At 44.3% G+C, this 19,978-nt stretch carries 16 protein-coding genes; 8 read left to right on the forward strand and 8 right to left on the reverse strand.

Features of this window, described 5'->3' with window-relative positions:
* Both CWO27_RS01805 and metE read right to left on the reverse strand, forming a co-directional pair.
* A partial coding sequence (locus CWO27_RS01805) for a transposase domain-containing protein (RefSeq protein ID WP_181359706.1) occupies positions 1-191 on the reverse strand: 191 nt, incomplete at its 3' end.
* A 166-nt stretch (positions 192-357) separates the two neighbouring features.
* The gene (metE, locus tag CWO27_RS01810) at positions 358-2,706 is read right to left on the reverse strand and encodes a 5-methyltetrahydropteroyltriglutamate--homocysteine S-methyltransferase (protein ID WP_107898482.1); all 2,349 of its coding nucleotides are present in this window, start codon (positions 2,704-2,706) and stop codon (positions 358-360) included.
* Positions 2,707-2,984: 278 nt separating this feature from the next.
* On the opposite strand from metE, the gene CWO27_RS01815 reads away from it, so the two are divergent.
* Positions 2,985-3,896, forward strand: coding sequence for a LysR substrate-binding domain-containing protein (locus CWO27_RS01815; RefSeq protein ID WP_017111000.1), 912 nt, complete (start codon positions 2,985-2,987; stop codon positions 3,894-3,896).
* 155 nt (positions 3,897-4,051) lie between these two features.
* Here CWO27_RS01815 and CWO27_RS01820 read toward each other — a convergent pair whose 3' ends face one another.
* Both CWO27_RS01820 and CWO27_RS01825 read right to left on the reverse strand, forming a co-directional pair.
* Positions 4,052-4,252: a DUF4250 domain-containing protein gene (locus CWO27_RS01820; RefSeq protein WP_107898483.1), complete on the reverse strand. Its 201-nt coding sequence runs from the start codon at positions 4,250-4,252 to the stop codon at positions 4,052-4,054.
* A 113-nt stretch (positions 4,253-4,365) separates the two neighbouring features.
* Positions 4,366-5,046, reverse strand: coding sequence for a hypothetical protein (locus CWO27_RS01825; RefSeq protein WP_048659617.1), 681 nt, complete (start codon positions 5,044-5,046; stop codon positions 4,366-4,368).
* A gap of 330 nt (positions 5,047-5,376) precedes the next feature.
* Between CWO27_RS01825 and CWO27_RS01830 the strand changes: the two genes are divergently transcribed.
* Complete coding sequence (locus CWO27_RS01830) at positions 5,377-7,686, forward strand: YgiQ family radical SAM protein (protein ID WP_055319766.1); 2,310 nt, start codon at positions 5,377-5,379, stop codon at positions 7,684-7,686.
* 100 nt (positions 7,687-7,786) lie between these two features.
* Here the strand turns inward: CWO27_RS01830 and CWO27_RS01835 are convergent, their stop codons facing one another.
* From CWO27_RS01835 to CWO27_RS01845, 3 genes are read right to left on the reverse strand one after another with little or no spacing between them, the layout of a single operon-like run.
* Complete coding sequence (locus CWO27_RS01835) at positions 7,787-8,251, reverse strand: GtrA family protein (RefSeq protein ID WP_107898484.1); 465 nt, start codon at positions 8,249-8,251, stop codon at positions 7,787-7,789.
* Positions 8,238-9,725, reverse strand: coding sequence for an ArnT family glycosyltransferase (locus CWO27_RS01840; protein WP_107898541.1), 1,488 nt, complete (start codon positions 9,723-9,725; stop codon positions 8,238-8,240). The genes CWO27_RS01835 and CWO27_RS01840 overlap by 14 nt, the downstream gene beginning before the upstream one ends.
* 2 nt (positions 9,726-9,727) lie before the next feature.
* On the reverse strand, positions 9,728-10,747 hold the full coding sequence (locus CWO27_RS01845; protein ID WP_107898485.1) for a glycosyltransferase family 2 protein: 1,020 nt from the start codon (positions 10,745-10,747) through the stop codon (positions 9,728-9,730).
* 125 nt (positions 10,748-10,872) lie between these two features.
* Here CWO27_RS01845 and CWO27_RS01850 point away from each other — a divergent pair, with 125 nt between their 5' ends.
* The 5 genes from CWO27_RS01850 to CWO27_RS01870 all read left to right on the forward strand — a co-directional run bounded on the left by CWO27_RS01850 (position 10,873) and on the right by CWO27_RS01870 (position 15,903).
* Positions 10,873-11,550 carry a response regulator transcription factor gene (locus CWO27_RS01850; RefSeq protein ID WP_107898486.1) on the forward strand — a complete coding sequence of 226 codons (678 nt, stop codon included), beginning with the start codon at positions 10,873-10,875 and terminating at the stop codon, positions 11,548-11,550.
* On the forward strand, positions 11,547-12,845 hold the full coding sequence (locus CWO27_RS01855) for a sensor histidine kinase (RefSeq protein WP_102530469.1): 1,299 nt from the start codon (positions 11,547-11,549) through the stop codon (positions 12,843-12,845). Before CWO27_RS01850 ends, CWO27_RS01855 begins: the two co-directional genes overlap by 4 nt.
* A 92-nt stretch (positions 12,846-12,937) precedes the next feature.
* Positions 12,938-13,867, forward strand: coding sequence for a pyridoxal-phosphate dependent enzyme (locus tag CWO27_RS01860; protein ID WP_107898487.1), 930 nt, complete (start codon positions 12,938-12,940; stop codon positions 13,865-13,867).
* A gap of 216 nt (positions 13,868-14,083) precedes the next feature.
* Complete coding sequence (locus CWO27_RS01865; protein WP_107898488.1) at positions 14,084-14,821, forward strand: dienelactone hydrolase family protein; 738 nt, start codon at positions 14,084-14,086, stop codon at positions 14,819-14,821.
* Positions 14,822-14,997: 176 nt separating this feature from the next.
* The gene (locus tag CWO27_RS01870; RefSeq protein ID WP_061038885.1) at positions 14,998-15,903 is read left to right on the forward strand and encodes a MalM family protein; all 906 of its coding nucleotides are present in this window, start codon (positions 14,998-15,000) and stop codon (positions 15,901-15,903) included.
* An 88-nt stretch (positions 15,904-15,991) separates the two neighbouring features.
* Here CWO27_RS01870 and CWO27_RS01875 read toward each other — a convergent pair whose 3' ends face one another.
* Positions 15,992-18,805 carry a glycoside hydrolase family 3 protein gene (locus CWO27_RS01875; protein WP_107898489.1) on the reverse strand — a complete coding sequence of 938 codons (2,814 nt, stop codon included), beginning with the start codon at positions 18,803-18,805 and terminating at the stop codon, positions 15,992-15,994.
* Positions 18,806-18,947: 142 nt separating this feature from the next.
* On the opposite strand from CWO27_RS01875, the gene CWO27_RS01880 reads away from it, so the two are divergent.
* Positions 18,948-19,826 (forward strand): helix-turn-helix domain-containing protein, encoded by an 879-nt coding sequence (locus CWO27_RS01880; protein WP_102432911.1) that lies wholly within the window; start codon positions 18,948-18,950, stop codon positions 19,824-19,826.
* Positions 19,827-19,978 lie beyond the last annotated feature (152 nt).

Raw genomic sequence — 19,978 nt, forward strand, 5'->3', positions numbered from 1 at the left:
AAGAGACTCATTCCAACAACAGACCAAAGTACTGCTTCTAAAGGTAACCGCCTTCTTCTAACGGTTGCTACGCCAGCTTGCTCAAAGCCTTGTTGGATAAGCTCTGGACTAAGGATGTCAGAGTATTTATCAAAGTGATGGAAGGTATTACATGACCGAAAAGTATTGGCAAGTTGGCTTTCTAAAGACATAAAAAAATCCGATATTAGTTTCCTAATATCGGATTTTGAAGCCTTTTGAGGATCGGTCAAATGATCTCACAAATTTCTTAACTGATCGGCATTACTCGCATTTGCGAGGCCTTTTTTGTAGTTCATCGTGGATTAGCGGGTAATCAAAACCTAGTATTAGTTATGCTCAAGCTTCTGCGGCTTCCCACTCTTTACGCAGTGTCTTAGTCGCCGAAACTAAGTTAGTTAGTGCGGCTTCTGTCTCTGCCCAGTTGCGTGTCTTTAATCCACAATCTGGGTTCGCCCACAAACGTTCTGCTGGGATTTTTTCTGCCGCTTTCTTAAGTAAATCAACAATCCACTCTTCTGAAGGAATATTCGGCGAGTGAATATCGTAAACACCGGGGCCTATCGCATTCGGATAGTTAAACTCTTCAAACGCTTTCAATAGTTCCATATTTGAACGAGAGGTTTCAATGGTAATCACATCAGCGTCTAATGCGGCCACTGAATCAATGATTTCGTTGAACTCGCTGTAGCACATGTGAGTATGAATTTGCGTCTCTGGTTTAGCACTCGCGGCCGAGATCTTAAAGGCATCGACGGCCCATTCTAAATATTCTGCGTGGTCACGTTTTTTCAATGGTAAACCTTCACGAATCGCTGGTTCATCAATCTGAATAATATTGATTCCTGCATCTTGTAGGTCAGACACTTCATCACGCAGCGCAAATGCCAATTGATTAGTGATCTCTTTGCGTGAGATGTCTTCACGTGGGAACGTCCAGCACAAGATAGTGACAGGGCCAGTTAACATCCCTTTCATTTGTTTAGAAGTTAGAGATTGGGCATAGGTCGACCATTCCACCGTCATCGGTTTCTCACGCTCGATATCCGCGACTACAATAGCTGGTTTCACGCAGCGAGAACCGTAGCTTTGCACCCAACCAAATTTAGTGGTTTGAAAGCCCGCTAGATTTTCTGCAAAGTACTCCACCATATCATTACGTTCCGCTTCACCATGAACCAACACATCCAAATCTAGCGCTTCTTGGCGTTTCACCGCATCCGCAATATGGCCTTTCAATGCGGTTGTGTATTCCGCTTCACTCAGTTTGCCGGTTCGGTAAGCACTACGCTGAATTCGGATCTCCCCTGTTTGTGGGAACGAACCAATGGTTGTGGTTGGCAATAGTGGTAAACCCAGCACCTCAGACTGATGAACCGCACGTTCTGCATAAGGAGCACTACGCTCTGCTAATGCTTTGGTAATCGTGCTAAGACGAGCCTGTACTTGAGGCTTGTTCACATGAGTCGAGCTCTTACGTGCAACAATAGGTTGGCTATAAGTCTCACACGCTAATATGGCATTTTGATCGCCGTCAAGCGCAGCACCCAATAAGCTAACTTCCGTGACTTTCTGTTTCGCGAAAGCAAACCAGCTTTTCACTTCATCGCTAAGTGAATCTTCTAACTCTAAGTCAACTGGGCTGTGCAGCAGCGAACATGAACTTGCGACCCAAAGCTTATCGTCTAACTTCTCTTTCACTGGTTGCAGTTTCGCTAGCTGAGTAGCCAAGTCTGCTCGCCAAACATTGCGCCCGTTGATGACACCTGCAGACAGCACCCACTCTTCAGGTAGTTTACTCACGACTTCATCGAGTTGTTGTGGCGCAGCAGCCAAATCGATGTGTAAACCATTGACGGGCAGTTCTATGATTTGATCTAACGTGTCAGTCACCGAATCAAAGTAAGTGGTAAGCAGCAGTTTTACATCGCCTTGAATCACTTGATAAGCCAGTTTGAATGAATCTACCCACTTAGTCTCAAGTTCCAGAGAGAGAATGGGTTCATCGATTTGAACCCACTCAACACCCAGCTTGGCGAGTTTTGCCAAAATCGCTTGGTAAGCGGTCAGAAGACGTGGAAGTAGAGATAAGCGGTCAAAGCCCTCTTCTACTTCTTTGCCTAAGTACAAGTAAGACAGTGGCCCAAGAAGTACAGGCTTAACTTTGTGTCCTGCTTTTATCGCTTCGTTCACTTCATCAAACAGTTGCGGCCAACTTACTTCAAAAGAGTCATCTTTGCTGAACTCAGGAACAATGTAGTGATAATTGGTGTTGAACCACTTGGTCATGTCAGAAGCAGCTGAACTGTCTTTCGTGACATCATTCGACGTATGCGTACCACCGCAGCAAGTAGATTGAACTTGAGATTGACCACGACCAACTCGGAACAAGGTATCTAAATCTGGGAAGGCTTTTTCATCTTCTGATCCACCAGCATGGCGCTTGGGAACGTGGCCTAGAAGTAGCGTCGTTGTTAACACATGGTCGTACCATGCGAAGTCACCCGCAGTTGCAAAGCTAAGATTCGCGTCGGCTTGTACATTCCAGTTACGCTTTCTTAGCTCGCTGCCGAGCTGCTTGAGCTCTGATTGGTTAATCTCACCGCGCCAGTATTTTTCTAGTGTAAATTTAAGTTCGCGTTTTTCACCGATGCGTGGGTAACCAAGAATATGAGTTGTCGTAGTCATGAGTCTGTTCCTTATTCGATAATTTTAATTTCCGGTCAGACTGCCTGTGATGATTTCATTTTTTACAAAGGCGTCTGGATGGCTAAACCATCGCCTTAATCCGATCTATGGACAACGTCCAAATATTCATCTTGTTTATTAATAATATTCATCTTGAATCATCCAAAGATGAACAGATTAAATCCATCTGGACATCTAGACGTTTACAAAAGAACAAAAACACCGTAGGGTGATTATTAAGAAATATTGAATTGGCTTAGGGAATATGAGGAATACTCATGATAGAGCTTAAACACCTTCGAACATTGACCACCTTGAGAGACAGCGGCTCACTGACTGCGACCGCAACCTCTCTTCACCTGACTCAGTCGGCGCTTTCGCATCAATTGAAAGACCTTGAAGCTCGTATTGGCGGTCAGCTTTTCCTGCGTAAAACTAGGCCCGTAAAATTCACCTCTGAGGGTGAGATCTTGCTTAAGCTCGCAGATGAGATACAACCACGAATCGCAAAAGCAGAGAACGAACTGGCGAGCCTAAAAGAGGATGTGAATGGTCGATTGCACATGGCGATCGAGTGTCACTCATGCTTCCAATGGCTAATGCCCGCTTTAAAGGAATACCAAGTTGCTTGGCCAAGCGTGACGCTCGACTTTTCATCAGGCTTTGGTTTTGAACCTTTACCAGCTTTGATGGCTGGGGAATTGGACTTGGTGATCACCTCAGACATTCAGCCGCGTTCAGAGGTCCATTACGAACCGCTCTTTGATTTTGAAATGCGTTTAATCACCGCCATTAACTCCCCTTTGGCGGAAAAGCCAAGCATTGATCCGCAAGATCTTAGCGATATCACGATGCTCTCTTATCCGGTTCAAAAGCAGCGTCTTGATGTTGTGAAGCACTTTTTGCAGCCGGCAGGCGTAGAGCCTAAGAAATGGAAACAGGCAGACAACACATTGATGTTGGTGCAGATGGTGTCAGCAGGTCTAGGGGTTGCAGCCTTACCTAATTGGGCGATCAGTGAGTTTTCAAGACAAGGGTTAATCGCCAGTAAACCATTGGGCAACGGGCTTTCAAGACGATTGTTTGCTGCGGTAAGAAACTCTGAGAAAGACAAACGTTATCTGCAGGCTTTCTTTAGTACGGCAAGACAGCAGAGTAAGAGTCACCTAGATGGGATTGAGGTCGTTTAAGTGATTCATTACTGGGTGAATTCAAGCCTGTGTGAAGTATAATAAGTAAACGCCAGAAACAAAAAAGTCACAGATTATCTGTGACTTTTTTATTACCCATACCGACAACAGGCAATGAGTGTTAATTCACGATAGAAGAAACTCTCATTGTGAGCTTATCTTGAGTAAGACTTGAATTGATTAGTCAGTGGGTCGTATTGATAGCCAAGCATATCGAGCTTACCGACGACACTTTCTATATCCATTTCATACATGCTGACCAGCTCTTCAAAACTGTCGCACTCTAAGCGCAGTTTTTCGTTCACTATTCCCAGCAAGATAATGCTATCCAGACTTTTGACGTTGCTTAAATCCATCTCGTACTCCTTACGAACACACTGACTAGAGTTAAGTTTAGAACGCTTACCAAGGTCACGCTAAAAAACAGATCACACTTCTTAAATCATATACGTGGTTACAATGCCCGAAGTTACAATGCCCAAACTGGCGTTAAACCAACAGCAGCCGCTAATAACATCAACAATGAAACCGTAAGTTGAAGCTTTTCAGGTGTCTTAACGAACAGTAGATGCCAACACCACACCACGATAGAAGAGATCAACAAAGCGAAGCTAAATAGTAACGTGGAAATTACTGGCTCTAACTGAGCTTCAGAGAGTGAGTAAACATTCACGACTGTTGCCAGTACCACCAACATACCCGCCAATACACCCACCACTGGCAAAACACGGTGGAAAGCTTGCAAACGCGTTCTTGCGATCGTCAGCAGTAAATGACCAAACGCAGCACCTAACAATACGACCAACAGCAGAGTCGTAATGATGCCGACTGTGGTTGCTTGCTCCGTCGCTTGAATAGCAACGTAAGATAACGCCAAACCACACGCCAAATACATAACCCAGATAGGGCCAGAATCACGAGTCTTCTTAGTTTGAACTTGAGAATAGAAATAAAAAATTGCGAACACGACCAGAAAGGCTTCAATTTTTACTGAGGCAACCGCCAGCCAAAGCACGCCAATTGCAGGTAACATCTTGTGAATACGGCCACGTTGTCCCGGGCAAATATCCCCTTTCACCAAGATGAGGGTTAAGATCAGTTGGGCTCCTAAAAGCATCGGAGCAAATTGTACTAATAACGTTTCGACCATTGTGGATCTACTTCTTCAGACTTATTTTCGCGAATAATATCAAAAACTGCTGCGAACACTAATCAAAATCACAAATTAGCGACGTTATTCAAGGCTTCAACTATGCTGTTGTATGGCTCTTTTGATGCTTTTAAAAGCGATATAGCGAAAGACACCAGAACTAACAGGGGCATGTTCTACTGGCTAGTCTAGTCTCATGCCGCTATAATTCCCGCCTCAAAAATCAGAGGTTGAAATATGTACAGCGATATCACTCCTATTCACGAACACAAAAAATACTGGGCCGAGTGCTACGGAACTGCACCCTTTTTGCCTACCAGTAGAAAGGAGATGGATGCTCTTGGATGGGATAGCTGTGACATTATTATTGTAACTGGTGATGCGTATGTCGATCACCCGAGCTTTGGTATGGCTATCATCGGCCGTCTGCTTGAAGCTCAAGGTTTCCGCGTAGGCATTATTGCTCAACCAAAGTGGGACAATAAAGATGCCTTCATGAAGCTAGGTAAACCTAACCTATTTTTCGGCATCACAGCGGGTAACATGGACTCCATGATCAACCGCTACACCTCTGATCGCAAATTACGTCACGATGATGCTTACACACCAAACAATGAAGGTGGCAAGCGTCCTGACCGTGCAACTCTGGTTTATTCTCAACGCTGTCGTGAAGCTTACAAAGGCACGCCAATCGTTCTTGGTGGTATTGAAGCGAGCTTGCGTCGTGTTGCTCACTACGACTACTGGTCGGATAAAGTTCGTCGCTCTGTATTGTTTGATGCAAAAGCCGACATTCTTCTTTTTGGTAACGCTGAACGTGCACTGGTTGAAGTGGCACATCGCATTGCCGACGGCGAAGACATGTCTACGCTAACCAATATCCGCGGTACTGCTATCAATCTTCCAGCAGCGCCTGAAGGCTTCAAAATCATTGACTCTTCTCGTATCGAAAAGCCGAACAAAGCGTATGTTCCCGTTAACCCATACGAAGTTGAAACCCAGTGTGATACCAAGAAAGACGAAAAAGAAGAAGTAAAAGCGCAGCCTATTACTATTCGCCCTTCTCGTCACGATGCAAAAACTACAGCAGTTCGTATCCCAGGTTACGAAAAGCTAAACAATGACCGTATTCTTTACGCTCACGCTAGCCGTATTCTACACCTTGAGACAAACCCGTACTCGGGTCGTGCTCTGATTCAACGTCACGGTGATCGTGAGCTCTGGGTTAACCAAGCGCCAATTCCACTGACTACAGAAGAGATGGATTACGTGTTTGGCCTTGCTTACAAGCGTGTTCCTCACCCGATGTACGGTAAAGCGAAAATCCCAGCATACGACATGATCAAAACCTCAGTTAATATCATGCGTGGTTGTTTTGGTGGTTGTTCTTTCTGTTCAATCACAGAGCACGAAGGTCGTATCATTCAAAACCGTTCGAAAGAATCTATCTTGGATGAGATCGAAGACATTAAAGATAAAGTACCGGGCTTTACCGGTACTATTTCTGACTTAGGTGGTCCAACGGCGAACATGTACCGTTTAGGTTGTTCAGATCCAAAAGCAGAAATTAACTGCCGTCGTCCATCATGTGTGTTCCCGAAAATCTGTGAAAAGCTAAACACAGACCATCAACACACCATCGACCTGTACCGCTCAGCAAGAAAAGTACCGGGCGTTAAGAAGATCATGATTGCTTCTGGTGTTCGTTACGACCTAGCGATTGAGTCTCCAGAATACGTTCGTGAGCTTGTGACTCACCACGTTGGTGGTTACTTGAAGATTGCTCCAGAGCATACTGAAAAAGGCCCGTTGGACCTGATGATGAAACCGGGCATGGGCACTTACGATCGTTTCAAAGAGATGTTCGAGAAGTACAGCGCTGAAGCCGGTAAGAAACAGTACCTGATTCCTTACTTCATCTCTGCTCATCCGGGCACAGAAGACGAAGATATGCTTAACCTTGCAATGTGGCTGAAAAAGCATAACTACGAGTGTGACCAAGTACAGAACTTCTACCCATCGCCAATGTGTAATGCAACATCGATGTACTACTCAGAGACCAACCCTCTGAAACGCGTGAAATATAAGAAGCGTGAAGATGTTCCTGTACCTAAAGGTGATCGTCAACGTCGTCTCCATAAAGCACTGCTACGTTACCACGATCCTGAAAACTGGAAGATCATCCGTGAAGCGCTGATCAGTATGGGCAAACAGCACTTGATCGGCGACAAAGTAAACTGCCTAGTACCAGCAGAAGACTTTGATGCTCAAACGCCAGCACAACGTCGTAAGTCTGGTCGTCACGGTTCACAACGTTTTGCGACTAAACACAGCAAATCTCAACCGGGTTTAGGCGGCGAGAAGCCACGTAATCACTCTAAATCTGGTGGCAAGAAGCCTACTGGTAACGGTAGCCAAGGCAATGCTAACCAAGGTAACGGAAAGCAAAACGCTGGTGGTAGTAACAACGGTAACGGTCGTAAACCAGCGACAGGCTTCATTAAGAAAGGTCCTGGTAGTCAGCAATCACAAGGTAATGGCAGCGGAAACGGCAAACCAAACCGCAATAAAGGCGGTAATGGTCAAGGTGGCAAACCTGCAAGTAACGGCAAGAACCGCCAGCGCGCAGCACAACGCTAATATCGCAAGCCAATTTATTCTGTTATCGTAAAAACACAAAGCGCAGCTATTTAGCTGCGCTTTTTTTTTTGCCAACTCATCAAAAATCTTACTGAGTTGTCTAACGAGTAAATACCCAATACTGACTAAACAAATAATTGGTGACCATACCCACTAAGATACCAACCGCCATTGCGATAAACACGGCCCCAGTAAATGCAGGCAACAGTTCCGTCATCAACTTAAAGCACAACAAATTAGGAATCGCCGATATCGATGCGGAAAACATGAATTTCTGCCACTGGATCAACTTTTCGGACCAACTCCCCTGACCTTTAAATTCAAAAGTCAGCACTCGATTACCAAACCAGGTTGTCGTTGCGGCTACGATGAAAGAACCAATTCGAGCACTCATCAACGGCAGTCCAATAACGTAATGCAACAACGTAAATACCGCGCAATCAACAACAAATCCCCCAACGCCAACCACCGCAAATCGAACCACCTTGTGGTGAGACTGTAACCTCTGGCTGTGTGTTTGAAGCTTATTATTGAACATTCTTAGCCTTGAGTTAACGCTGGACATCACTTTCACTTCGAATGTGGCTCAACGACAAATTTGGTTTGATGTTTTGGCTATGGCAGCTGAACAAAGCACGCTTTATTTTCACCGTTGGTTCCAAAATACAAGTTAACGCGTTGTCTTTAATCTTGGTTTCCACTTCAGATCTTTTACCAATCAGATAGAACTTATCAATGCCCTCTATCTGCTCGATATCGAGAAGTCTTTTCGCTTGACCATGACTGTAAAATTGCCCAGAGAATGGTCGTTTACCCACGTAAAAGCTTGGCGCAGAATCCGTAATCTGTTCGAAAATAATACGGTCACTTTTCTCGTTCGCCTTGCCGAGATTCAGGTAGACCATCGCAATCATTAGCAACACAGGCAGAACCAAAGCCACGCTCGAGAACCACTTCTTATCTTTTTCCACTACGAGTATAGCAATCAACAAGCCAAGAGCCGGAATACCTGGTAGGACGTAAGCTGGGAGAATATTGCCCGCCATAGTGAAAAGAATCAGAGGTGAAATCAACCAACAGACAAGAAATGAAAACAGCCCACTATTCTCATTGTTAATTTCTGCAATTTTCTTACGGCGAACAAATGCCAATATAGGCAAAACAATTGACCAAGGCGCAGCGGCTTGAATCCAGAACACCCAGATCATACCTCGTGCTTGGTCATGAGCAGAACCGTACAGATCACCTTCCCAGCCACTCACAACAAAACGCTTAAAGTGTTCGCCAACAATAAAGTAGTCGATGAAGCCCGGCGTTGCCATTTCAGCCATGATGTACCAAGGTAGAGCAATCGCTAACATCACACCTAAACCAGACAACAATGGGAAACGTTGCCAAAGCGCTTTGAAAGCACCAAAGAAGCCGTGTTGTAATACCAACCAAGGGAAAACTGCGATACCCATGATGACAATCGCTACCGGCCCTTTTGCCAGCAAGCCTAGTGCTAAACCAATGAAACCAACGTAACCCCAAGATCGATTAGTCTTCGCACTCCCTTCACCCTTCCCCGCTTCTCCTCCTAGCCAACATAGGTAGAAACCCAGCATGGCAATAGTCATCGCTAAGGTTAACGCGATGTCTGTCATCACAGCACCTGCCGCAATAGAGAAAATACCACATGTCGCCAACACTACCGCGGCAACCAACGCACTTTGCCCTGTTCGTTTCGCCATGTAAGCGGTCAACAAAATCGTTGCTACACCCGCTAACCAATGTGGTGCGCGAACGGCAAACTCACTCAGGCCGAACAACTCAATACCGGCAGCGCTCATCCATGTAAACAACGGTGGCTTACCCCAGAAAGGAATACCGTAATCAAACTGAGGCGTTAACCAATTCCCAGTTTCCACCATCAGACGTGCCATTTCGCCATAGCGCGCTTCTGTGGTATCCATTAATGGATAGGTTGCCAAAGATAAAAGCCTTAAAACCAATGCAAAAGCCAACAAGTACCATAGGTGCGTTCGGTTCAGGTTCAGGCTCATGCTGACTCCTCTAATTTAAAATGTGTTTTTAATGCCGGTGTATCGACCACCGATTGGATCAGATACAAAGGACGATTCTTGGTTTCAATGAAAATACGACCTATGTACTCTCCCATTAAACCAATACACAACAGTTGGATACCGCCAAGGGCAAGCTGTACGACCATCATTGACGGATAGCCCGTGATGGGCTCACCAAACATCATGGTTTTGAACACGATGAAGACGCCATACACGAAAGCAGTAAGTGCCACTAAGCCACCAACGGCCGTCGCAATACGCAGTGGGCGGATAGAGAATGAAGTGATGCCATCCATCGCCAAGCCAACCAGCTTCAAGTAGTTCCACTTGGTCTCACCACAAAAGCGCGCGTCGCGCTTAAACTGAATCGTTGCTTGCCTAAAACCCGGCCATGAGAAAATACCTTTCATGTAGCGATTACGTTCAGGAAGTTGATTGATATGGTCGACGACTTCACGGCTCAACAGTCTGAAATCACCGACATTTTCAGGAACATCGATTTTCGCAGCCACATTCATGACTTTGTAAAAGCTCGCCGCTGAAAACTTCTTAAACCACGTTTCACCATCACGCTGGCTGCGCTGCATATTCACAACGTCATAGCCTTCGCGCCACTTGGCAACCATTTGTGGGATCAGCTCCGGCGGATCTTGCAGGTCTGCGTCTAACAAGATCACCGCTTGTCCTCGGCAATGCTCAAGGCCAGCACTCATGGCTGACTCTTTACCAAAGTTACGGCTTAAACCAATCACCGAGATTGAGCTGTTGATTGAAGTGAATGAACTCACCAAGTCCAAGCTGTTGTCTTTGCTGCCATCGTCGACATAAACAATCTCACTCGTGATCGGTAAGCTATTAAGCACCTTGGTAAGGCGAGAGTGGAACTCTTCCAATACCTCTTGTTCATCGTAAAAAGGCACAATGATAGACAAAGAGACCGCAGGATTGATCTGCGATGTAGATATCTTAGGGCGGCTAATATGAAGTTCAGACATAATACGTTCTTCTATTTTTTAATCTGAAGCCAATCTACCCTCCCATAAGTGAAAGTTATGTTATTGACATATTTTTCACGCTCACTCAGGATAATGTTACTGTCTATTTCTGTATGAGAATCAAAATGAAACGAGTTCTATTAGTCGAAGATAACCGTGAAATTGCAGGTGTCTTGTTTGATTATTTTGAGTGTATTGGCATGGAACTCGATTACGCAGACAACGGTGAACTTGGCCTACAACTCGCATTGGAAAACTCATTTGATATCATCATATTGGATCTAATGTTACCGAGAATGGACGGCCTAACGGTTTGTAATAAACTGCGAGACCAAGGTAACGCGACACCTATTTTGATGCTGACCGCCTTAGATAGCCGAGAAGATATGCTGAAAGGCTTTGAACACGGTGCCGATGATTACCTCACCAAGCCTTTTGATTTGGATATTCTAGAAGCAAGAATGAACGCGTTAGACCGTCGTTACCGCGGAAAAGTCGCCTCTTCAAAACTTCAGTTCGATGAACTCACCATCGACCAAAAAACCCGTAAAGCTTACCGCCAAGATAAACTACTAGCGCTCAATCCAACCACTTACACCATACTTGAGATGCTGTGCCAAAGCGCACCTGAAGTAGTCACTCGTGAAGCTATTTCCTACAAGTTATGGGAAGAAAACGAGCCCAACAATGATGTGTTGCGCAGTCACATTTATCAGTTACGTAATCAACTCGACAAGCCTTTTGACACTCAGATGTTAATTACGGTGCCTAAAGTTGGCTTCCGATTGGAGCCATCGAATTGATTTCAAATGTTCTTACAAGCACAAAAACCCTAACGGGCCGCTTAGCGGTTTTCTTTGGGTTAATGGCCGTAATTGTGTCGGCATTTGTCTATGTGGTATTTATCACAGCCCTGTACTTGTCGGAAGACCGCGTGGGTGAAAGACGCATCCTAATTGACCGGAACTATGCAGTCGGGTTATTCCAGTCAGGCGAAAGTGGAGAGCTTCGTATTGATGACCTGACTATCGCTTACAACGATCTTTCCTATCTACCGAAAAAGTATTTAAAGTATATTGAAGGCAAAGAAAATTTCATTGGTGAGGTCGGTGAAGATCCAGAATCTCGCATGGTCTATGTAGGCGAGTATACTCATGAAGGTAGAACTCACCCTATTGTTCTGCTTTCTGAAATAGACCGTGTCGAGCTTAGTGTCTTTGAGCTCGTTTATGCCACCACATTTGTATTAGCCCTTCTCTCTATTCTAATATTCAGCTTCGGAGCTCTGCTCTATCGGTTGTCTAAACGGCTGATTGAGCCCTTCAACTCCCTGTCTGAACAGCTTGAATCCAATAAGCTCAATCTAAACGAAGAGTTTGGAGTGAATGACGATGCGGCGGTGGAGTTTCGTCAGTTGACGGATCAACTCAATCAATACAGAAGAGAAATCAATTCTCTAGTAAAACGCGAGCAAGCTTTCGCACGCTACTCAAGTCATGAACTAAGAACTCCGTTGACTGTTGCTCGTGGTGCCAACAAACTGTTACTGAGAAGCGAAACAACCGAATTTCAATCTCGTCAGGTTGAACGTATTGATGAAGCCATTGTTCAAATGTCTGAAATGGTCGATGCACTGCTTGGTCTCGTTCGCTATGAAAGAAACAGTGACGATGCACCTCTACGTTTATTCAGCCAGCAAGAGCTAGAGACTATCGTTTCTAAAAATTCGTTGCAGGCTGACGAGAAGGAAGTCGCGATAACCTTACAAGTTCAATCAGAACCAACCATTCAAGCCACCAGCGCGATCATGAATATGTTGGTCGGTAACTTGTTAAGAAACGCGATTGCAGCAACTAATAGCGGTACAGTAACTATCACCCTTTCTCAAGACAGTCTTATTATTGAAGATCAAGGCGAAGGCCTGCAGGAGCAATACAACCCGAATGGACATGGGCTAGGTTTGTTGATTGTCGATGACTTGTGTCAGCGTTTTCATTGGGACTTTGAATTGTTCAATCGCAGCTGTAGTGGATGCACAGCCAAGATCACCTTTCAAGCCGATTCATCCGAGTCAATATCGAACGAAAACTTGATTTAGTTGGTTTACAGCCGCCTCTGGCTACTAGATACTCGTCCGTCCTATTTGATTTAAAAATGCTGGCTCTTTAGTCAGCATTTTGTTTAAGTGCGATGAAACTAAATAATAGCCCTGTAACTCAGCATCAATTTAACGACCACGCCTTTTTCTTAAAGCGTGACGATCAACTTCACTCACACTTTTGCGGTAACAAAGCCCGCAAGTTCATGAAGCTGCTTGAAGACGAGCACCCAGAGACAACAACCTTGATCAGCTATGGTTCTGCGCAGGCTAACTCTCTGTTCTCACTCGCGGCACTGGCAAAGATCAAAGGTTGGACGTTTGAGTTCTACGTCGATCATCTTCCCGAGTGGCTACTAGAACGCCCAATAGGTAATTACCGTGGTTCAGTAGACCTTGGCGCTAAGGTGATTTCAGTCAAAGAGACAGGCTCTGAGCTTCATCCTAAAGAGTATATTGAGCAAGTAAGACAACCTGACTCCCACTGCATTGTGTTACCAGAGGGTGGCCGCTCTCAGCTTGCTGAGTATGGTGTTAAGCAATTGGCAATGGAAATACTGAGCTGGACTCGCTTCGAAAACCAACACGATTTTGTGATCGCACTCCCCGCAGGGACAGGTAGCACAGCTCTCTATCTTCATAAGCATTTAAAGCTGCACAACATCCCGGTATTAACCTGTGCTTGTGTTGGTGGCAGCGACTATTTAACGCAGCAATTTAATGAGCTAGGTGAAACCGAACATCCACAGATCTTATCGCTCGAAACCAAACACCACTTTGGAAAATTGTATCAACAGGATTATCAAACTTGGTTGGATCTACAAGAGCAAACCGACATCGAGTTTGACCTACTTTATGACCCATTGATGTGGCAATGCTTAGAACAATGGCAAGAAGATAACCCAACTAAAACCATTATCTACATTCACCAAGGCGGTATCTTAGGTAACGAATCGATGCTGCCACGCTATCAGCGAAAATATCCAGATATGTGCCGTAGCACGACTAACGCTTCCTGGTAATTGCCCCGTCACACCGAGCTCTGGATATTCGAATTTCCGTAATCTGAGAACACCGTCATACAGCCATCACACTTGATCGTGATGGCTGTTTTAGCGTTTCACTTTCATATTTTACCTCTACTCTTACACTTCAAATTAAAGACAGTAATCTGGCGAGAATCATCGCGTTATCTATACTTTCGATTGGAACGTCATTGTCTTCTGAAGGAATAACGCATGCGAAAACTCACTACACTCGGCCTGTTTTCAATCTTACTACCCTTTTCAGCTATTTCTGGAGAAAACGTCACTTACCAAGTCGACGGGATGGACTACGAAGGTTATTGGAGTGAAGCCAGTGACCAAGCGCCTTTGGTACTGCTAATTCACGATTGGGATGGCTTAACCGATTACGAAAAGAAGCGTTCTGAGATGCTCAACGAACTCGGTTACAACGTGTTCGCTATCGACCTGTTTGGTAAAGGCATTCGCCCAACCGAAGTGAAAGACAAAAAACAACACACAGGTGAACTGTACAAAGACAGAGAGAAAATGCGTGCGCTACTCAACGCAGGAGCCATGGAAGCGAAAAGACTTGGCGGCAACTTAGATAACAACGTAATAATGGGATACTGCTTTGGTGGAGCTGCTGTATTGGAAGCTGCTCGTGCGGGAATTCCTTCGAAGGCTTACGTAACCTTCCATGGCGGTTTATCAACACCAAAAGGCCAAGACTACTCGCAGACTAAAGCTCCCGTAGTCGTGTTCCACGGTACGGCTGATGCCATGATTTCAATGCACGACTTTGGAAGCCTCGCCGCTCAACTTGAATCAACCAAAGTTCCGCATGAGATGATCACTTATAGTAGTGCGCCACACGCCTTCACAGTATTCGGATCGAATAACTATCAACATGAAGCTGACCAAAAATCATGGCAACGCTTTACTCAGTTGTTAAGTTCGGTATCTCGTTAACTTTCAATCTAGGTAACAGCCCAACGGCAGCCTGTTACCTAATTCGTACTAATTATTAGCGAGTATTTCTTTAAATTTGGTGTTCGTCACTCAAAAAGAAAGCGCTTTCTTGTAGTGTGTCTCTATTATCAATCAGGCACTCTGAATCAGATATGCTTTTTTAACTGTGAGAAATTATGAAATATTTAGCAATTCTACCAGCGGTATTCGCACTAAGCGCCTGTTCAACAGTGACAGAGTCACCGGTTAGCTACCACAAAACTTCTCCGGGGCTAGAGTCACTACAGAACAACGAAAACTGCTGTGAAAACCTGAGTACAATTCAATATCAAAGCGTTACGAACCCAGAAGAAACATCTGTTTCGATCACCACAGCAAGCCCTAAGATCGAGTTCAAATCGGGCCGATCCTTTGCTGGAGGGCTAAAGCTTCCTGCAACACTAGATGCTATTCGTTTTTCAGTGACTTCAAATGCTAGTTATTCAGCATTCGTTCCGTCACTTTTAGTCTTAGACAAAAATTACCAGCCGCTAGATGTCATTGGCAATGAAAGTATTAAGTACCAACCACTTAGCCTGCTTGATGGTGCACAATATGGCGCGCAAATCGAACTGCAAGAACGTTACTTAAATGGCGAGGCTCCTGCTTACTTGGTCGTATTCACAACCAGCGAAGCACTCGCGGAAACAACTCCTGTCGAAAAACCAAGTGATATGGCGATACGTTCTGGTGATATCCAGGCAAACATCGCTCATAACACGGACTACGCCATCCCTCATTCTGCAATCGGGAAAGTCTCCTTTGATTTTAAATTCACAGCGGTAACCACCGTTGTTGAAGAACAAAACCGTCAAAAGCGAGTTCAACAAATTATTCCAGAATCAACCGTAGCCCAATCAGATTTATTAACGGAAAATACACTGAATAAGAAAGAGGTTTATCAAACTCTTATAGAAAATTCGGTTTCATCTGGAGATTTTAGTGCAGCACTGACTTACGTTGAAGAATCTGAGCGATTAGGAATCGAAGGGATGCGAAACTCCTTTGTTGACGCGATGAAGCAATATCAAAAAGCACAATAACTCAACCTCAAAGTAGTCGTTTATTTTCTCTCACTTTACCTCTTTTTTGAGCAACGAGAGTTAAATAAACGACTGTTATCCCTTAGCCCTATTCAGGCATAAACGAAAATACTAATTGCTCCAATTCTAAGCCTAATTTGATGAATTCAATATCCAAAGAATAAAAGCCTTTATCAAGCTTAACGGAGAGCCCCTCAACTGAAACTGTCTCGCCATTAGTACCATTCACTGATAGAGACATCGCGTACACGTTATTGAGACTTAAACTACACGCAGATTGAGCCAAAGTGCCGCTATCATAGTTAACAATACCTGCACATCGATACACACCAGCCTGTTTAACTTCCAAAACAATGCTACGGTTTTCTCTGATATTAAGTGGTAATACTATTGCATGTTGCTCTGCCGTCAGAGAGCAAAAGTCTCCATCAGTTTTACTCTGTTGTTTATTAAAATTTTGGGTCGCCTCAAAGCTCTTAACTGGATCAAAAGCGACTAATGGGCGACCCATTGCTGGAGAGTCCATAATAAAACGACAAATATTCATCGCGCTTCGTTGCAACTCCCCTAAGCTCAACGTTCCGTTTTCAAGCGCCTGTAACGTATCGTCATTCGACACGTTATTTTCAGCACCATCATGCTCAACAACCATATACAGATCATTTTGAGAGCGAAGCATAAAGGATGTGTAACTTCGACTTTCAGAACCACCTTTGATTGGGTCATTCATTTTTGCCCACCAATCCGTCATCACTATCCCCTTATAACCCCACTCCCCACGAAGAATCGTGGTATTGAGGTCGTAATTGGACGCAGCCCAGTGACCATTAATAGGATTGTAGGAGGTCATAACACTCGAAGCTCCTCCTTGTTTTACCGCTATTTCAAAAGGCTTCAGATGAATCTCACGAAGCGCTCTCTGAGATACAACACTATCAACATCAAACCGTGACGTTTCTTGATCATTCGCCACCAAATGCTTGATTGTGCCAGATACTCCTGCAGCTTTAAGACCAAGAGTTTGAGATGCTGCCATTACCCCTGAGAGAAATGGATCTTCTGAGAAATACTCAAAATTTCGACCATTCAAAGGGTGGCGGTGAATGTTAATCCCAGGACCAAGCAACGTATCAATATGATTGGCTTGCATCTCTTTCCCCACTAAATGAAATAGTTTCTCATTCAGTTCCGGGTTCCATGTACAGCCTAATAATGTACCAATTGGGACTTGAGATGCTTTATGTCCGCTGTCCATTCGGATACCAGACGGACCATCAGCAGCTGCAACGACAGGGATGCCTAAATCAAATAAGCTCGGCGAAACACCACCAAAAGCAGCAGCAGTACCTGGCGTCACCTTAGGGCTGCACATACCTTCCCCACGAACAATTGTCGCTAACTGCTTTACGTTCATTTGCGAGACAAATTCGTCAATGTTCGCTCGCCCCTGCTTAACATCCAGTAAACGAATGCCCGTATCTTCACCAAGAGGAATAGAGCTTGGAAGCTCACTCAGAATACGTTTACTCAAATCTATAGTTCGTAGTGGTACAGATTCATAGTCACAACTGTAAACCCCATTTTGCCCTATCTCTTTTGGAACGAGCCTTTTAAAAGCGGTGACGGGTGCCAGAGCTTCCGTTAGTCGCTCAACAACTATTAGCTCATCCACTTTTATGCTTTCGTCAACTAGCCTTGCTTGTCGAACGCTGCCTCCTAGATAAAACTGATATTCCCCAGCTTCAAGCACATAGCTATTTGGGTAACCTGTCTTACCACTATCATCAAATGAAGCTAACGAAGATAGAAGAAATGAAACCTTCACACGTGCTGTTTCGTTTGGATCCAAAGTGGGTGTTTTTGCAAAGCCTGTAAGTGCTCTAGATGGCTTACCCAGTTGACCTTGAGGTGATTCAACATACAGTTGAACAACATCCTTACCACTGTATTTCTCGCCTATGTTTTTAACTTCAATATCGAAGACCAACTCTTGTTCAGAGCCGGAACCAAGAATCGTCAATGCATTTAATTTATTGGAAAAGCGGGTGTAGGAAAGCCCGAAACCAAATTCAAATTGAACAGCTTTAGGATTGAAAGTTTCAAAATACCGATACCCGACATAGATATCTTCTTGATATAAATTCCGGTCTTTGTTTCCAAAATTCGGGCTCGAAGGGTAATCAGATAAAGAGTGCGCAATCGTGTCGGTCAAACGGCCACTTGGGCTAACATCACCAGATAAGACATCCGTAAGAGCATGCCCACCTTCCATACCTGCGGCCCAACTATACAGAACAGCCTTAATCGCAGCAGCACCTTTAAGTGAAGTTGTCCATGACATATCAATAATGTTGGTCACGTTCAGTATCACAATGACATCATCAAAATGTTCCGTCACTTTCTCCAACATTTGCATTTCGAGCGCGGTTAAATTGTAACTGCCTTGCTGCTGTGCATTATCTTGATCCTCACCCGCCGTTCGACCGATAAAGATAATAGCTTTGTTAGATTTGGCGGCGGCATCCATCACAACAGAAGTTGAAAGAGGCATTTCATCTTGAAACCAAGGTTCAGCTGCCCAACCACCACCGCCGTCATTGAACGGGTTGTCCTTGATCCAACGTTGGTATACCTCCACCAAACTGAGATTAAGATTGATGTTTGGATTTTCATACAAGCCCTGTAATGCATTTACGGAATAAGGCACATTCACCGCTCCACCAGATCCAGTGCCACTTCGGTAGGTATCAATCTGACAGCGACCAAAAAGAGACACCGTATCACTAGCCTGCAATGGCAATATTGAATCACTATTTTTTAGTAGCACAATGCCCTCAGCAGCCGCTTGTCGACTTATGGGTGCAAGCTGCTTCTGTGCTTCGAGAGTTTCCACAGTATTCATTTTGAGTCCTACTATTTTTTTACTTAGAGCAAAAGTTTTGCCTCTCGCTCTAAAAGTTAATATTGTCTTTGTTCAAAAAATAGTAATATTAACTACGGCGTGTAACTACCAAATAAGCGACAGAAGTAGGTAAAATAGCGACATGAAAACCAAGTTTAGACTCCAAAGTCATCAGAGATATCCTCAGATAAAATTTGCCTATGTCGATGGTCATCACGATTTCGACTTTGACGTACATAGCCATGACTTTTCTGAACTTTTCTTAGTTGTGAGCGGTAGTGGAAAGCATACGGTAGCTAGCCACACCTACCCTTTAAGTACAGGAGATGTATTTGTTATTAATGGGGATATTGAACATGGATTTTGCGAAGTAAATAAACTGAAGATTGTAAACTTGATGTTTGATACGGCATTGCCTTTTTTTGAGGTCCCTTCAATGCGTCAAATGCCAGGCTATCAAGCGCTTTTCAAGGTAGAACCCATTGCTCGACAAGCATCTGAATATCAAGCAAAGCTTACGTTATCACTTTCTCAGTTGAAACGAATTAATGGACTTCTACAACAAATCAAATCGGAATACGACAACGCAGAACAGGGGTTTGAAATCATATTGACGAGCACAATGCAGCAACTTGCGATAGAACTTTCTCGGCGATATCAAGAACAGACCCATAGCTTACCAAAAACAACCTTGGCATTGAGCCGTGCTCTCGCACATATTGACCGTCATTACAAAGAAGTAGGATTAGATACAGAAACCATTGCGCAAGCGGCGTATATCAGCAAGCGGCAACTAGAAAGGTTATTCAGGCAGTTTTTAAATACATCCCCAAACCAATACGTCAAAGACCTTCAAATTCGACACTCGGCAACCTTATTATTAAACGACAACAAAAGCATCCAACACATTGCTGAGTCTTGCGGCTTTTCTGACAGCAACTATTTCTCCAAGTGTTTTAAGGCCAAAAATGGATGCAGCCCTCGCGAATTTAGAAAGCAACATGCTTGCCATAATTCATAATCCTTTCCCCCTTAAGCCTTAAAAAGATTAGATATGTCACACATAAAAAAACCGCTTCTTTCGAAGCGGTCGATGAGTATCTTTGGCAAGAACACACTTGAAACGACATTCAAATATGGAAGACTCATAGCAATAAAAATGAAACTCTTTGT

This window comes from Vibrio sp. 10N.286.51.C3 (assembly GCF_003050065.1).
Taxonomy (GTDB): Bacteria; Pseudomonadota; Gammaproteobacteria; order Enterobacterales; family Vibrionaceae; genus Vibrio; species Vibrio crassostreae.

Bases quoted from the DNA above. Each gene is read 5' to 3' on its own strand.
- metE (WP_107898482.1), bottom strand. From the start codon at position 2,706: ATGACTACGACAACTCATATTCTTGGTTACCCACGCATCGGTGAAAAA.
- CWO27_RS01815 (WP_017111000.1), top strand. From the start codon at position 2,985: ATGATAGAGCTTAAACACCTTCGAACATTGACCACCTTGAGAGACAGC.
- CWO27_RS01820 (WP_107898483.1), bottom strand. From the start codon at position 4,252: ATGGATTTAAGCAACGTCAAAAGTCTGGATAGCATTATCTTGCTGGGA.
- CWO27_RS01825 (WP_048659617.1), bottom strand. From the start codon at position 5,046: ATGGTCGAAACGTTATTAGTACAATTTGCTCCGATGCTTTTAGGAGCC.
- CWO27_RS01830 (WP_055319766.1), top strand. From the start codon at position 5,377: ATGGATGCTCTTGGATGGGATAGCTGTGACATTATTATTGTAACTGGT.
- CWO27_RS01835 (WP_107898484.1), bottom strand. From the start codon at position 8,251: ATGTCCAGCGTTAACTCAAGGCTAAGAATGTTCAATAATAAGCTTCAA.
- CWO27_RS01845 (WP_107898485.1), bottom strand. From the start codon at position 10,747: ATGTCTGAACTTCATATTAGCCGCCCTAAGATATCTACATCGCAGATC.
- CWO27_RS01850 (WP_107898486.1), top strand. From the start codon at position 10,873: ATGAAACGAGTTCTATTAGTCGAAGATAACCGTGAAATTGCAGGTGTC.
- CWO27_RS01860 (WP_107898487.1), top strand. From the start codon at position 12,938: ATGAAACTAAATAATAGCCCTGTAACTCAGCATCAATTTAACGACCAC.
- CWO27_RS01865 (WP_107898488.1), top strand. From the start codon at position 14,084: ATGCGAAAACTCACTACACTCGGCCTGTTTTCAATCTTACTACCCTTT.
- CWO27_RS01870 (WP_061038885.1), top strand. From the start codon at position 14,998: ATGAAATATTTAGCAATTCTACCAGCGGTATTCGCACTAAGCGCCTGT.
- CWO27_RS01875 (WP_107898489.1), bottom strand. From the start codon at position 18,805: ATGAATACTGTGGAAACTCTCGAAGCACAGAAGCAGCTTGCACCCATA.
- CWO27_RS01880 (WP_102432911.1), top strand. From the start codon at position 18,948: ATGAAAACCAAGTTTAGACTCCAAAGTCATCAGAGATATCCTCAGATA.